Consider the following 15581-nt stretch of genomic DNA (forward strand, 5'->3'; position numbering starts at 1 on the left):
GTAAAAGACCATGTCATTTGGTTAAGCAGATTTGTTTCTATCTCATAGCCTTTTCAGGGCTCCCCTCTTCATCCCGATGATTATCGGGAGGAGAGGGGTGGACTACTTTACGGGGCGGGGAGTTTTGACCAGCCCGGACCTTGGCATATATACATAGTATTTACGGTTACACCAATGGTTCGGGATTTCAAACCCTCTCCCCTTTGCTGCGCTCGGGTACCTCCCTTCTCCCGATAATTATCGGGATGAAGGGAGGAGCCTTTTGTTTTTTCTAAACGTACTTCTTTTTCAGCCTACCAAAACACTAACTAAATGACATTGTCCTAAAGAGGGAGATTCTTTATCTTCTATAGAGCAGATTTCCCCCCGGGAGTTACTTAAAGATATGATACATTCATAAATCTTTATCATCAATCCTTGGGGGTGGGTTATATTAGTACATGCCCCTCCAAACTCCCCAACTCACAAACTCAGCAACTATAAATACCGCTCGTTCAGTATTCTCAGGTGGTGTTTTAAGTGCCCGGAGATAATAAAGCCTATGGCGCGTACGGAAAGTTGGTTACCGCTTACGGTCCCCGAACGCATCAGCATCTCCCTGGTAAAAGTATGAAAAAGCGATACGGAATTCAGTCGGGCGGCTTTCAGGTCTACCATCAGTTCTTCTTTGGTCCGGTTATTGGCATTGGAGTATGGTACGTAATCGTCCTGCTCAAATCCGGGGAGATCAGTCTTGTCATTACGGGCAAAGCACAGGGCCCTGTAAGCGAATATCCGCTCCGTATCCACAATATGTTGCAGTACTTCGGCCACGGTCCATTTTCCTTCGGCATAGCGATATAGCAACCTGTCCTCGGGCAGGTTGCGGATAAAATCGAGCAGTTCCGCTTCGGTATTTTTGAATGCTTCCAGCAGTTCCGTCTCATCCAGGGCAAGGATGTAGTTGCTGTAATAAGAGTGGTATTCGGTTTCCTGAAGTTCCCTTGAGTGCATCATTGTATTTTTCACGAAAGGTAGCCATTTTTTTTCGAGGGAAACCAATGGAATACCCTCTTTTTTAATCGGTTTTTCCGGTTTCCTTCCCCGGGTATAACAAGGTCCGGACGGCTGTTATACCCTGTTAAAAAACACCTCTGTTTTTACTCCTCATCAACTTTTCTTTATATTTATAGGAAAAGAGACAGACGTGTAGTCCTCTTGTTATCAAAATTCTACCCATGGATACAGCTACATTCCGAATATCCGTCAACCGTAAGGCTCATATTGTGGAGGCCGCCCCTGCCACACCGCTCCTGTATGTATTGCGGGATATCCTGGAACTCAACGGCCCCAGGTTTGGTTGCGGACTGGCCCAGTGCGGGGCGTGCATGGTGCTGATGGACGGCAATGCGGTGCCCAGTTGCAATATTCCGGTACAGGCGGTCACAGAAGCAGAGATCACGACGCTCGAAGGCCTTGCCCCGGATGCCGATACCCTTCACCCTGTTCAGAAAGCTTTTGCGGAGGAACAGGCAGCCCAGTGCGGATATTGCCTGAATGGTGCTATCATATCCGCAGTAGCCCTGTTACGGAATAACCCGAAGCCGAATGACGAGGAAATACGAAATGGCATGCAAAGGGTACTCTGCCGCTGCGGTACACAGGCCAGGATGATACGGGCCATTAAAAAAGTAGAATTATAGAGAAACCGGCTTTTTTGCCCCGTAGTGTTTCTCCCGCCCACGGGCCCCGAAACACAAAATTCCCCGAACCGAAAATCTAATGACATGAAGACTTTACAGACCCGAAGAAACTTTATCAAAACCACCGGATGCCTGACCATAGGTTTTACCCTCGGGGCGGTTTCTGCATTTCCGGATGTACTTTCCCCGGTACAGGAACTTCCGCGCGGACTTCGCCGCCATACTTCGGTAAACGCCTGGCTGGAAATCCTGCCGGACGGCAGCCTCAGGGTATATACCGGAAAGATAGAGATAGGCCAGGGCATCCGTACGGCAGTAGCCCAGGTGGCTGCGGAAGAGTTGTACATGAAGATGAATAAGGTACAGGTAGTTATTGCGGATACGGACCGTACACCGGATGAGGGATATACTTCGGGGAGTGGTTCTATAGAAGGCAGTGCCATGTCGGTCCGCTATGCAGCGGCTTATGCGAGGCAGAAACTACTGGAACTTGCCGCTCCCCGCCTCAATGCTCCCATAGCCGACCTGTGGATCTCCGAAGGCCGCATAGGTACGGATAAAAACAGTTCGGGCATATCTTTCAGCGAGGTACTCGACGGACGGCAGATCGAAGACGTAGTACGCCCGCCCGTACAGCTAAAACCACGGAAGGAACGCCATATTATAGGTAAGCCCGTAGCCCGTAAGGATATTTATTTTATGGTTGCCGCACAGCCTGTATTTGTGCATAACCTGCGCTTTCCGGCCATGGTACATGCCCGTGTAGTACGCCCGCCGTCGTATAAGGCAAAACTCCGATCGATAGATGAGGATGTAGCCGAAAGGGAATTTCCGAAGTTGCTGAAGATCGTAAGGAACGGCAGTTTCCTGGCGGTCCTTTCCCGGGACGAATACACGGCGATCAAGGCCCAGGAATATGTGCAGCAAAATGCCGGCTGGTCAATATCCGAACCCCTGCCCGATATAGCCGATAAAAAATTGCCGGAATACCTGAAATCTCTCCCTACTGTAGATGAAACCGTGGTGAACAAGGGAAATTTTGCCGGGGATACTTCGGAAAAGAAATGGATATCGGCTTCTTACTTTAAACCGTACATTATGCACGGCGCCATAGGCCCATCCTGTGCCGTGGGACTTTATAAAGAAGACCAGTTGTTTATCTGGACACACAGCCAGGGCGTATTTCCGCTACGGGAAACACTCAGCGGCATGCTGGATATGCCTCAGGAAAACATTCATATACAGGGAGTACCGGGGGCAGGATGTTACGGGCATAACGGGGCGGACGATGTGGCTGCGGAGGTGGCACTCCTTGCTCTTGCGCACCCCGGTAACCACATCCGCCTACAGTGGTCCCGGCAGGAGGAACACGCCTGGGAGCCCTATGGCAGTGCCATGATACTGGAAAACAAGGCCCGGTTGAGTCCGCAGGGACGTATTACCCACTGGGAATACCACCTGTGGTCCGATACACACAGTACCCGACCGGGAGGTAATCCCGGCCGGCTGTTACCTGCCCAGTACCTTAAGAGGCCTATGACAGATGACTCTCCGGGTTTTCTCGGCGGCGGCTACCGCAATGCGGAACCGTATTACCAGATTCCCAACCAAAGGGTGCATGCGCATTTTTTTAAGGGGCCGCTCCGTGTATCGGCCTTACGGGGACTGGGCGCCTACGCCAACCTGTTTGCTATAGAATGTTTTATGGACGAACTTGCCGAGCACGCCGGAAAAAACCCTTATGAATTCCGCCTGATGCACCTGGACGACCCCCGTGCCCGCGATGTGGTGCAAAAACTCCGGGAACAGGTTTCGGCAGAATCCCATCCGGAAGGAACGGGCATTGGTATTGCTTTTTCCCGCTATAAAAATTCCGCCGCTTACTGTGCGGTAGCTGCCAGGGTTGCAGTGGATAAAGATAACAGGATAAACCTGCAAAAAATGTGGAGCGTTATCGATGCAGGCGAAACCATTAACCCGGACGGACTGAAAAACCAGACAGAAGGCGGTATGATACAATCGGCAAGCTGGACCCTGAAAGAGGAAGTGACCTTTAATACGGAACAGATCACCAGCAGGGACTGGAACTCCTATCCTGTTTTTCGCTTCAACGAAATCCCGGAAGTTGATGTTACCATTATAGACCGCCCGGATGCCTCGCCACTCGGTGCCGGGGAAGCTGCGCAAGGCCCTTCCGCTGCGGCTGTGGTCAATGCTGTTTATCATGCTTGCGGCAAAAGGGTAAGGCGGTTGCCTTTGGAGAAGTATCTGTAATTGTGGAGTTTGCCAGTGAGCGGAACATCCCGTCATTCAGGTGGAAACGTAAAACTGTGAAATAAAGGAAACCTCTATCTGTTTACCCCTAAAATGAAAACCGCATTAAAACACCTCCCTTCGGACAAAAAGAAACGGACAAACTTCAATGGGAACGGAGAGTTTGAAAGCCTGTGACATGGTTATTAACCGCAAGCCTGATCTATAGCGGAAAGCCGCTTCGTATAACCTATTCCCCGCAGGGAGGCATTATCCTGTCCAGTTCTACCACTGATACATAACCGGCAAAGCCGTATTGCGCATAGCGTTCACAGGCGTAAGACCTGTTTTCTGCTTTGTTGGCATAATCTACGGCAAGAATTACTTTCCCGGCTTCCTTCAGGGCCCGTACGTTGGCTAGGTTTTCGGCACACCAGTCTTCCGTACAGGGAATATCGGCATCCCTAAAAAAAAGGTCTTCCACGCCCAGGCCATCTATGGCTTCGGTATAGCCCTCGTAATGGCGTAGTTCCGGAGAGTTTTGGGGAAATATGCGAAAGCCGGGCGACTGTGCTTTGGCATATTCGCCGATATGGATGATCTGGTCTACCATTTTCCTAGCCAGGCTTTCCCGGTCTTCACCGGGCACGAGGTCCAGGTCTATTTCTTCATAAGCATTGGGGATATCCAGGTACACCCCGTCAAACCCGGCAGCAATGGCCTGGTCTATACGTCCCTTTACCGCCAGTTCCCACCAGGCCGGTTCCCAGTATTTCACAAAATACTCATCAGGCCAGTCGGGCCAGTGGTTGAGTTGCAGGCCGGCTTCTACTACGGCTTCGTATTCCGGGCGGTAGGTCTCGTTAGTTCCCATAGAAAAATAGGCCAGCACTTTTTTCCCGGAATTACGCAGGGTTTCTATCTCTTCTCTGGTAAAATAGCCTTCGCCCCCATCCCTTGCCAGGTCTATCACGGCCAGGTCCTGCGGGGCATCCGCCAGTGCGTCCAGTTTACCATCGGGATAATTGGTCAGTTGGTACACAAAACTGCGGACTTCTCCTGTTTCGGTGGGCGGATTGTTTTCTTCTCCTGCGGCCAGCTTGTCATCTTCATCGCTGCAGGCCATGTTTATTCCGGCTAAAAGAAGGATAAATATATAGGTTAACGGAATACATAAGGTTTGGCGTATGGTGGTTGTTTTCATGTTGCTCACGGTTTTTAAGGGCTTGTTTTTGCCGATAGTTGTGGTACACCAACATCAATTTAAAAAGAAATTTTGTCTCGCTTCTTTCCGGAATAACGGTTTTTATAGTGTGTTTATTTTCCTGCCGGAAGTTATTCGAGGAAATTAAGGAGACATTTTAATGCCACGGCTCGCTATCCGCATTATCAACAGAATAAAGAAATTCTTTACTGTGAAGAATAAGCTGGTTCAGAAGATCAAACTGGTTTTCCTGCGCCAATAATGTGGCATCGATTTTTTTTGATTCACAGTACACTAAAAAAAGTCCCCGGTAGTCTTCGGGTATTTTGAGCTCATTGGTTAAGAGTTTCTCCGTGAAAAACGGATCGTTTCTGAACAAATTATCCAGTTCTTCGTATACAATGGTTTTTGGAGGTGCTTCTTTGGGTTTATCTTTTTTAAAAAGGCCGTATATGAGATTGAATATGAGGACGAAATCCATATTTCCGGACATGTTTGTCATGTATTTCGTGGGATCGTTTTTCATGTCTTCGGCGATCTGCTTCTGAAGCCCGTTACTATACGCTTTTTCATCAAAATCAGGGGCTATATACTTGTCCTCCACAATGACTTCGTCCAATTGATTTACTTTTTCTGTTAAATCTATGTGCAATGCTTCCTTAAAATGTCCTGGCCGCACCACAATTACTTTCTCCTCGAAAAAACCGGAAGAAAACAATAGGCTGTCTTTTTTAAGGGCCGGGATATTAAACCTTCCTTCATCGTCGGAATAGGTAGTTATCCCGGTATGAAGGTTGGTTATTTTAATATTTTTCAATAATTCGCCGGAGGAAGATATTTTACCCGATACCGGGGATGTTTCCTGTGCAAACCCCAGTCGGGTCAGGCTACAGGTAACCAGAAACAGATACATTTTTGTCTTGTACATGGCAATGGTTTGGAACATTACGCATTAAAGATAGGGAGAAGTATTTAAAAAGGGGAGATTTCGGGCTAACGTCCTACGTTAAAAACTTGTTAACATGAGGATTATACATTTTTAAAACATATTTCAAACTGGCGCTCGTTTGCAACGAGTGCCTATCGTAAAAAGCGGTTGTAACGCCCCAAAAAAAGGTAAACATATCTTATAATGATAATCAAATACGGCAAAATGGCATTACAAATGCAGGATACAGTGGGCACTCGTTGCAAACGAGCGCCAGATGGTGTATACTTTTTTAGATAAAGTTTGAAGTTTTTATATCTGGATGTGGGAAACCGTAAGGTGGTGTTGGTGTTTTGTTACATATTAATATCGATATAATGTGCAACCCGGAAAAAATGTTGGAAAAATAGTTGTGGTTTGGGACTTTTCGTGGGGTGAGGTGTATTAGTAATTATATAGGAACTATAAGTGTAATAGTAGTTCTTGAAGTGAACAATGAATAATAAAAACTTAATCATTAATAAAAGTAACATGAGAAAAATTATTATCTACACCCTATTTCTATTATCATCTATCCTTATTTATTCACAGGAAGTATTAACTAATAATACTATAATAGAATTATACAATTTAGGTTTTGATAATCAAATCATTAAATCTAAAATTAACTCATCGCAAACTGATTTTGATACTTCTCTGGAGGTATTAAAAGATTTGAAAGACAAAGGAATTCCTTCTGATGTTATTGCTGCTATGATTGATAAAACAACAGTTACAACGGATAGCGGAATTTTTTTCTACATAGATAGTAGTGAACTTAAAGAAATTGAACCATCCGTATTTTCAGGTACCAGGACAAACGCTCTTGGAGCTGCTTTTTCTTATGGTATTGCCCCCGCAAAAATAAAGTCTTACATTAACAACGCAAGTTCTGCCAATAAGATAAACAGAACTAATCAAATCTTTATTTTTCAATTTGGTAATACCCAAAAAGCTGATCTGGGAGATGTAAATTGGTGGTTTAAAAGTGCTACGTCTCCTAATGAATTTGTTCTCACAACCTTGAAACAAAAGAAAAATAAGAATCAAAGGCAATTGGTTGTCGGGAAAGTTACAGGCATAACCGCATCCAGTCAAATGGGGGTAGATACAAAAGATGCTATTCCTTTTACAGTTGAAGAGATTGGTAAAGGAAGATATAAGGTAACCCCAAAAGCTAAATTGGAACCCGGGGAATATTGTTTCTTTTATCAGGGAACGATACCTTTGGGTGGCTTCAATAATCAATCTGTTTTTGATTTTAGTATAGAATAATTAGTAATACTATGTAGAGTCCTCTCCCGGTACTCGTTTGCAAACATTAGTATTTACCAATATTGTGATAAATGACGAACTATTAATTCTCTTACAAATGGGCTTATTTTCAAAGAAAAATCTTTCTATTAATCAAATCAACACTATAAACAAAATATTGCCAGAAAACCTACAAAAACCTGATTGGACTGAAGGAGATTTCAAAGGAGCAGATAGTATTTATAAAAGAGTAGAGCTGAATTTAGAAGGACTAATATCCTCCGTTACTACGGATAATGAAGGATTAAAAAAATTAAATAAAAAGCTTCATGAGATTGCAGTAAAAAATATTAAAATTTTTAATACTGAACCATTTGATGCTGAATTGTTAGGAATGATAGATATTGGGGTAATACATCGATTTGGGGCTAGTTCAACTGGTGATCGTTTTACAGGAGGCGCTATAGGATATGCCATTGAGTCCGTGATTGATGATACATGGACAAAAAGTAACATTCAAGAAAATGCTGTAAATGAAGTCAAATATAAACTATTAGAGAAGGCAAAGCATTTTTATCCTGATTGCAATTTGTTTTTTAAATATGATGTTGATTTTAGAGAAATAGGTTCGTCAGGAAATGTTTTTATTTATATGCGAGGTACCGCTGCAAAAGGAGAAAATACTTCTTTGGATTCTGCTTTACAAAAGGCTAAAACAGAAATTGTCCACCTTGAAAAAAATATTGAAAAGAAAAAGGAAACTATACAATACTTCCGTGAGGTTAAGAGTAAAATACCTCAAAGCCCTAAACAAATAGAAGAATATTTGGGAAAAGGGTAGAAAAAACTTCCTTTGGCATTCGTTTGTAGAACCATTTCATCTATTCGTTAGCTAAGCAAACTAATTGGCATTCATTGCAAACAGACATCTAAGGCTATTATATACAATTAAGATATAGATTATAGATTTAATACCATGCAAGACACTCTTCATTATACCTTAAGCACAATCCCTCAAGTATTAGCTGCACTAATAGCCCTTTTGGGAGTATTTTGGGTTTATAAAGTTGACCATTTGAATAATCGATTAAAAAAGCAGGCAGAAGTTCTAAAAAGAGAAATAGATAGTGAAGATGAGGAAAAAGTTGGATTTATTGAAAGGCTCCATAGAGATTTAAAAGAAAAAAAGGGATATACCCATAAGGATATTGAAAGGCTATCCTATAGAATTGATTCGACTATACACAAGAAGATTATAAGTGGATCTATAATACAATTTGTGATATTCTCGAAGTACAAAAAAACTCAATTGTAGAAAAAGTAAAGAATGAATATAAAATTATCGATACCGAAAAACATGAGTTAACTCGAAACACGAGAAAAGTTATTAAACTATCAGGAGTTCAAATTATTCTTTGTCTTGGCCTTTTAATTTTTGTTCCGATTATTAATTCAATTAATTGTTTACCCTATGTCATAATGATTTTCAATTTATTTTTATCCGCTCTGATACTATATTTTACAATTGAAACTATTTTAGGAACTTTAAACATAAAAAGAATAGGAAAACATACATAAATCCAATACATATTCCTCTCCCCTGGCGCTCGTTTGCAACGAGTGCCCAATCGTAAACCGCGTTTGTAACGCCCCTTAAAAGTAAAAGCATCTTAAAATAAAAATTATCGAGGTAAAGAAGCATTGCAAATGCAAGAGACAATGGGTACTCGTTGCAAACGAGCACCAGATTGAGTTTCTAACTCCCCTTACAATTTTTAAATAAAATGTCCGAAAAATATAAAGTTATAGACAGCACAGTCCCCACTTTTATAACCCTTACGGTAACGGATTAGGTAGATTTATTTATCCGGCCTGTGTATACAAATATATTGGATGATAGTCTTAATTATTGCATCGGGCATAAAGGGTTGGTGGTACATGCGTATGTGTATATGACCAGCCATTTGCATCTTATTGTAAGTTCTACCGGGGAGGAATTGCAAAATATTGTCCGTGATTTTAAAAAGTTTACTTCCAAACAAATTATAACGGGCATTAAGGAACATCCGGAAAGCAGACGGGAGTGGTTATTGAATAAATTCAGTTATGCAGTCAAACGAACCGGAAGGGGTAAACATTACAAGGTATGGAAAGATGGTTTTCACCCGGTGCTGCTGGATACGATAAAAAAAATAGAACAATGAGTGCATTACATCCATTACAATCCTATTGCGACAGGAATGATATATGAAGAATCAGCCTGGGTACATAGTAGTTATGGGGCTTATATGGAGGATTGGACGGAGGAACCTAATGTGAAATTGCAGACATTGTGGTGAACTATGAAGGATTTTGGAAATATGGATCGGTTTAGTTGACGGGCATTACAAATGCAAAAAACAATGGGGATAATGGGCGCTCGTTTGCAACGAGCGCCGGAGTGTGTTTTACCAGCCTTCCGGAATATTACGGATAAGAATTTTCAATAGGGGAAGCGGTTTGATTAAACCGGAACATAGTACTCTTTTGCATTTTACGGTATAAGTTTTCATTGATAGAAACGGGAACATTTAAATTCGGGAAGAGAATTTCGTACCTGTCTCCCTTTTTCCCCACCAACTTTACGTTTACAAGTTCTTTCTCCATAATTTAATTTTTTAAAGTTAAACTACTAAGAAGGTACTATATGTATAGGAACGGAAAGGCAAAATGCGTTCCATTTGAAGGAGAAGACAGGAACAGGTTGTGACATAGGTCAAAATGTCAGTTATCTCTCCTCTTTATATCGTATCACTGATTTTAATTAAACTAATGCTTCCCAGGAGTTTCCTGCTCTTATTCCGTGGCATCGTTGATTTCCACCCAGTATCCGTCGGGGTCGGTAATATAGATTTGTTTTACGCCATCTACCCGGTTGGTAACAGCTTGCTTTTCGCCTTTCCAGTTTTCGTAGGCAATTTTGTTTTCATCCAGGACTTTAATAAAATCCGGGACTGAAGCCACAGAAAAGCAAAGATGACTGTTTTTGTCATGCTCCATAGCAGCCTTTGCGCCCTGTATTAAATGCAAATGAGCACCGGAACCAATGGAAAACCAGGTGTGCTTACCGTCATGAAACGGCTCGGGTATAGTATCTAGGCCGATGATGTCCCGGTAAAAGTGCGTGCTGTTGGCCAGGTCAACAACGTATACGGCAATATGATTGATAACGGCCCTGGGCTTTGCTTCCTGGGCGCTGAGTTGAAACGATAACAAAAAATAAAATGAAATGAGAAGCAACAATGATTTTTTCATGGATAATAAATTCACAGGATTAATATTGGATTTTAGCGTTATGTAATGAAACAGATTGAAAAAGAACGGTTCGTTTTTTATAGCAATGTTTAAAAAAGAATAAAGATAAGTAAAAGAATAAGTTTTTAAACTTTGGCCGTTCTTCCTCTATTTGTTTGTAATCCGTATGTTTTGAAAAAAGAGTATATTGCTTTGGCTAAACATCACATAGATGCGGATAGAAAAACTACTACTTGGATTATTCTGGATTACATTATTTGCATGTGATGCAAATTCTCAAAAAAAGGTTGCACCACAAAATCCTATTGTTCAAAAAAATATTTCGGTAGGTTATACGGATGAATTTCCCAAGCCGGTTGGATATATCAATGACTTTGAGCAAATACTCACCCCTGAACAAAGAGAAGAACTGGAGAAAGCCTTAAGCGAATACGAAAGGAAAACGAGCAGGGAGATTGCTGTGATTACCATAGATTCCATTGCTCCGTATCAAGGTATACTTCCCTACACCACGGCTCTTCTAAATACATGGGGTGTAGGAAAATCACAAAAAAACAATGGGCTGGTTATTACGATAAGTAAAAACTTAAGACAGGTTGCGATAGGAACGGGCTATGGTACGGAAAAAATTTTAACGGATGCTGTTTGTAAAAAAATTATAGATAGTATAATGAACCCGGAATTTAAAGATGAAAGGTTTTTTGAAGGTTTGGAGAAAGGATTGGACAAAATAAAAGAATACTGGGAGGAGCAATGATTAACGAAGAAGAATATGATTTATCCATAGGGCTTATTTGCTTGGGCTTATCTTTTATCTTCCTATATTGGGAAATTAAAGATTGGAAGTCTACGAATACTAAGGATTATATGATGAAATCTTATAGCATAAATATATTGTTTGGCGTATTTACATTTTTCATGATAGGAATTATTAGCCTCTTTAGGTACTTTAGTTAATATTCATTCTGAAAAAAGTATGGCTCCCATAGAATTAATAAAAATGACAATACAAGAAATCTATCATAAAGCTCAGCAAGTAATCGGTCTTAACGGCATGACCATAAATGAAAGGCTTTGGACAAGTGGATTGATTGATGAATTTGACCATGCTAAAAAATATGACAAGTCCAAGGCAGAAACAATATTAAAGGCATTACAGGTTGACAAGAATTCCATTCGAAAAATTATGGGAACCATAAAATAATTTACATCTCATTATAAACAAGTTATTTTTCTATAAAAAGAAATTATAGCGTATATTTTAATGAGTGTCCCCCTCTGTAAATAGCATTTGTAAGCCCCCCTTTTTTTAAATAAAAAAATCACAGAAATATAAAAGACGAAAACAGGTATAACTACAATGTGTTTGCTAAATTTGAAAACAAATGTGCAAACCATAATAATTCTAAAATCTTATTTATATTCACTGAACCATGAAATTACTAGCCAGATTAAGCACACTTACCGTTCTTTTTATTATTTCCGCTTGCAGCATAAATGTAAGCCCAACGGTCAAAACCGACCTGGAAAACGGGGAAATCACCATAAACCAAACCGGGAAACGCCCTAAAAATATAATACTGATGATCGGTGATGGTATGGGGGTTACCCAGGTTTCCAGTGCCATATACCGGAACAAATCGCTCAATGTAGAGCGGATTACAAACGTAGGTTTCAGCAAAACCAGTTCTTCTTCTGACCTGATTACGGATTCTGCCGCAGGGGCAACCGCTTTTTCCATAGGTGAAAAGACATATAACGGTGCCATTGGTGTAGACAAGGACGGGAAACCGAAAGAAACACTGCTGGAACTTCTGGGCAATGATGGTTATTCTACCGGGCTTATCGCCTCCTGTGCCATTACACATGCCACTCCCGCCAGTTTTTTTGCACACCAGTTAAAACGAAGCATGGAAAATGAAATTGCTGCCGATATGGTCAACGCCCCGGTAAACCTTTTTATCGGTGGAGGGAAAAAGTATTTCGAAAACCGTGTGGACTCCAAAAAGAAACCTTTTGATAACCGGAACATCATCAGGGAACTGGAAAGTAAAGGATTTTCTTTTATCAACTCACTTAATGAATTAGAAACGGCTTCCGGCAAGGTAGGCTATTTTATTGCGGACGATCAGCCGGAGCCGATCCTTAAAGGGCGGGATGATATTTTGCCGCGTTCCATAGCGCCATCCATCCGTCACCTGCAAAACGAATCGGACAAAGGGTTCTTCCTTATGGTCGAAGGTTCACAGATAGATTGGGGCGGTCATGCCAATGATGCGGAATACATCATCACGGAAATGATTGATTTTGATAAAGCCATCGGCAAGGCGCTGGACTTTGCGGAAAAAGACGGTAACACCCTCATTGTCATTACTGCCGATCACGAAACCGGGGGATATTCTCTTCCGTCCAAAGATGGCAACTACAATGAACTCGACGGAAAATTCACTACGGGCGGGCACACCGGCGTAATGGTCCCCGTTTTTGCCTATGGCCCGGGCTCGGAAGTTTTTCGCGGTATTTATGACAACCACCAGATCTATCATAAGATCAGACAGGTTTTGGGGAGGTAGCTGGTTTATAAGCATTGCAAATGCAGAAGACAACAGGTACTCGTAGCAAACAAGCACCAGACGGGTACCATAAACATTACAACTACAAAAGACAATGGATGCCCGTGTGTAACGGGCACCATATGGAGTATTTCAGGTAATTTGCTGCTTTTGAATTACCACCAACCCTGTAAATCTCTTTTTAAGATGAAAGAACTACACAACCATATTTGTAAATTCATTGACCTGAATGACGCCGAATTTGAAGCGGTCGCTTCTTATTTTGAACGGGTTTCGTTACGCAAAAAGGATATCATTTACCGGGCGGGAGATAAGACCCTGGACCACTACTTCGTTATTAATGGTTGTATGCATATGTACTTTATCAATGACAGGGGGACGGAGCAAACAATACAGTTTGCCATTAAGGATTGGTGGATAACAGATTATCTGGCCTTTCAGCATAAAACGGTTTCGGAGTTTTATATACAGGCGGTAGAATCTTCGGACGTTCTTCGGATCAGCAGGCAAAAACAGGAAGAACTGCTAAAACGCTTTCCAAAAATGGAAACTTATTTCAGGACCATTTACCAGATTGCCTATGGCGCTGCCTTAATGCGGATGAAGTATATTTTTGATTATTCCAAAGAAGAAATCTACTTTAAGTTCAGGGATGCTTTCCCCGATTTTGTAAACAATGTTCCGCAATACCTGGTGGCCACCTACCTGGGGTTATCCCCGGAATACGTCAGCAAATTAAGGCGGAAAGGCACTTCTTGAACCAGTTCAATTTTATTCCCGGTCATTGCCTGTATCTTTGTTTCATATATTAAAAATCACGTCATTATGGAATCAAGGATTCAGGTAGACAAACTACAACCGGAAGCATATAAGGCCATAATAGCCCTTGAGGGGCACCTGTCTAAAACAAGTGAACTTTCCACTACACATAGGGAACTCATAAAAATAAGGGCCTCGCAAATTAACGGTTGTGCATTTTGTATTGCCATGCACACCAAAGACGCCTTGAAATACGGTGAAACACAGGAACGAATATTTCTTTTAGATGCCTGGAAAGAAACCAATTTGTTCTCTGAAGAAGAAAAGGTTATTTTAGCCATAACGGAAGAAATTACTTTTATACATCAGAACGGGCTTACACAAAACACGTACAACAGGGCTCTTAACTTCTTTTCGGAAACATACCTGGCACAGATTATCATGGCCGTAACCATGATTAATGTCTGGAACAGGATAGCTATAAGTACCCATAAACCAATTATACACTGAGTATCATGAACAAAAGTTTAACAGTAATCATTATTTTGTGTGCAATCCTTTTAGGGAGTTGTAATGAAAAGAAGCCGGAAAACGCCGCTATGGAACAATCCGACCAAAGTGATCTGACCAATAGCAGTGCCAATGGCAAGGCGGTAAATGATCCGGTAGATGCCACCGCGACGAAAATATCTCAAAAACTAAAGCCGTTAAATCCGGACTTACCGACGATAGGTATACTTACGTTCAACGGTGTTTTAATGACCGAAGTTACCGCCCCGCTCGATGTGTTCTCCAAAAATTCAGAAGCAGGGAAACCGTTGTTTAATGTAATTACCATCGGGGAAAGCTATGATATGATAACCTGCGAAGAAGGTTTGAAGATGTTTCCCGATTATATCTATAGCAACGCGCCGGAGCTGGACGTTGTCATTGTACCCAGTGCCTATGATATGACCACTAAAGTCAAAGACACAAAATTGCTTGAATTTATTACGAAGCAGAACACAAACACGGATTATACGGTAAGCAATTGTGCCGGTGCATCACTTCTTGGGGCAACGGGTATTGCGGATGGTAAAAAAATAGTGACCTGGATAGGTGGCGGTAGTGATCTGCAAAAGAATTATCCCAACCTGCTGGTCCAGGATGATTCTGAGGTAAGTTATGTAGAAGACGGGAAGTTTATATCATCGAATGGCAACCTGGCTTCCTATATCTCTTCCCTGGAACTGCTGGAAAAGCTCACGGACAAGGAGCATAGGAAACTTGTCGAGTCTCACTTATATCTTGACAGGCTGCAACAGTGGAAAAACTGATTCATAATAAATCTCCGGTACCCGTTTGCCGCAATCTGCAAAAAGTAAAAGCCCCCGATAATAAAATTTTGGAAGAAGGGGCATATTAAATACGGAAAGGATATCCGTGGATATACATTGCGAACAGCGGGTAGCGGAGATGAAACGACCGAGACCGGGAGGTCAGGAAAAAAAGGATAGGATATTATAGGAAAATCAATTATATTATCTTAATTATTAATGAACTCATTTAAACTTTTTTAATAGAAGCGAAAAATAGCAATTTTTGTTCCACAGGCA

At 41.8% G+C, this 15581-nt stretch carries 17 protein-coding genes; 12 read left to right on the plus strand and 5 right to left on the minus strand.

What is annotated here, in order from left to right:
* Window positions 1–477: 477 nt before the first annotated feature.
* A complete protein-coding gene (locus tag ED312_RS04570; protein ID WP_240643026.1) occupies window positions 478–1008 on the minus strand; it encodes a DinB family protein in 531 nt (176 codons plus the stop codon).
* Between the two features lie 209 nt (window positions 1009–1217).
* On the opposite strand from ED312_RS04570, the gene ED312_RS04575 reads away from it, so the two are divergent.
* Together ED312_RS04575 and ED312_RS04580 are read left to right on the plus strand one after the other, a co-directional pair.
* Window positions 1218–1682, plus strand: coding sequence for a (2Fe-2S)-binding protein (locus tag ED312_RS04575; protein ID WP_123214825.1), 465 nt, complete (start codon window positions 1218–1220; stop codon window positions 1680–1682).
* 84 nt (window positions 1683–1766) lie between these two features.
* On the plus strand, window positions 1767–3956 hold the full coding sequence (locus tag ED312_RS04580) for a xanthine dehydrogenase family protein molybdopterin-binding subunit (protein ID WP_123214826.1): 2190 nt from the start codon (window positions 1767–1769) through the stop codon (window positions 3954–3956).
* A 229-nt stretch (window positions 3957–4185) separates the two neighbouring features.
* Here ED312_RS04580 and ED312_RS04585 read toward each other — a convergent pair whose 3' ends face one another.
* Entirely contained in the window at window positions 4186–5139 is a 954-nt protein-coding gene (locus tag ED312_RS04585) for an endo alpha-1,4 polygalactosaminidase (RefSeq protein WP_123214827.1), read from the minus strand.
* Between the two features lie 157 nt (window positions 5140–5296).
* Complete coding sequence (locus tag ED312_RS04590; protein WP_148044215.1) at window positions 5297–6067, minus strand: carboxypeptidase-like regulatory domain-containing protein; 771 nt, start codon at window positions 6065–6067, stop codon at window positions 5297–5299.
* Between the two features lie 531 nt (window positions 6068–6598).
* On the opposite strand from ED312_RS04590, the gene ED312_RS04595 reads away from it, so the two are divergent.
* From ED312_RS04595 to ED312_RS24215, 4 genes are all read left to right on the plus strand, one after another.
* Window positions 6599–7381 carry a hypothetical protein gene (locus tag ED312_RS04595; RefSeq protein ID WP_148044216.1) on the plus strand — a complete coding sequence of 261 codons (783 nt, stop codon included), beginning with the start codon at window positions 6599–6601 and terminating at the stop codon, window positions 7379–7381.
* 97 nt (window positions 7382–7478) lie between these two features.
* On the plus strand, window positions 7479–8201 hold the full coding sequence (locus ED312_RS04600; RefSeq protein ID WP_148044217.1) for a hypothetical protein: 723 nt from the start codon (window positions 7479–7481) through the stop codon (window positions 8199–8201).
* A 135-nt stretch (window positions 8202–8336) separates the two neighbouring features.
* A complete protein-coding gene (locus tag ED312_RS04605) occupies window positions 8337–8675 on the plus strand; it encodes a hypothetical protein (protein WP_123214831.1) in 339 nt (112 codons plus the stop codon).
* Window positions 8676–9234: 559 nt separating this feature from the next.
* A complete protein-coding gene (locus tag ED312_RS24215) occupies window positions 9235–9564 on the plus strand; it encodes a transposase (protein WP_240643027.1) in 330 nt (109 codons plus the stop codon).
* A gap of 262 nt (window positions 9565–9826) precedes the next feature.
* On the opposite strand, the gene ED312_RS04620 is transcribed toward ED312_RS24215, so the two are convergent.
* Window positions 9827–10006, minus strand: coding sequence for a hypothetical protein (locus ED312_RS04620; RefSeq protein ID WP_123214833.1), 180 nt, complete (start codon window positions 10004–10006; stop codon window positions 9827–9829).
* A gap of 189 nt (window positions 10007–10195) precedes the next feature.
* Window positions 10196–10654, minus strand: a complete 459-nt coding sequence (locus tag ED312_RS04625) for a VOC family protein (protein ID WP_123214834.1) — start codon at window positions 10652–10654, stop codon at window positions 10196–10198.
* A gap of 211 nt (window positions 10655–10865) precedes the next feature.
* Here ED312_RS04625 and ED312_RS04630 point away from each other — a divergent pair, with 211 nt between their 5' ends.
* From ED312_RS04630 to ED312_RS04660, 6 genes are all read left to right on the plus strand, one after another.
* Window positions 10866–11411, plus strand: coding sequence for a TPM domain-containing protein (locus tag ED312_RS04630; protein WP_123214835.1), 546 nt, complete (start codon window positions 10866–10868; stop codon window positions 11409–11411).
* A gap of 219 nt (window positions 11412–11630) precedes the next feature.
* Complete coding sequence (locus tag ED312_RS04640) at window positions 11631–11858, plus strand: hypothetical protein (protein ID WP_240643028.1); 228 nt, start codon at window positions 11631–11633, stop codon at window positions 11856–11858.
* Window positions 11859–12087: 229 nt separating this feature from the next.
* Window positions 12088–13227, plus strand: a complete 1140-nt coding sequence (locus ED312_RS04645; protein WP_123214837.1) for an alkaline phosphatase — start codon at window positions 12088–12090, stop codon at window positions 13225–13227.
* A 186-nt stretch (window positions 13228–13413) separates the two neighbouring features.
* Window positions 13414–13986: a Crp/Fnr family transcriptional regulator gene (locus tag ED312_RS04650; RefSeq protein WP_123214838.1), complete on the plus strand. Its 573-nt coding sequence runs from the start codon at window positions 13414–13416 to the stop codon at window positions 13984–13986.
* Window positions 13987–14052: 66 nt separating this feature from the next.
* Window positions 14053–14496, plus strand: coding sequence for a carboxymuconolactone decarboxylase family protein (locus tag ED312_RS04655; protein ID WP_123214839.1), 444 nt, complete (start codon window positions 14053–14055; stop codon window positions 14494–14496).
* Between the two features lie 89 nt (window positions 14497–14585).
* The gene (locus ED312_RS04660; RefSeq protein ID WP_206363206.1) at window positions 14586–15302 is read left to right on the plus strand and encodes a DJ-1/PfpI family protein; all 717 of its coding nucleotides are present in this window, start codon (window positions 14586–14588) and stop codon (window positions 15300–15302) included.
* The last annotated feature ends 279 nt before the right edge of the window (window positions 15303–15581 follow it).

Source organism: Sinomicrobium pectinilyticum (assembly GCF_003725735.1).
In the GTDB taxonomy this organism is placed as follows: domain Bacteria; phylum Bacteroidota; class Bacteroidia; order Flavobacteriales; family Flavobacteriaceae; genus Sinomicrobium; species Sinomicrobium pectinilyticum.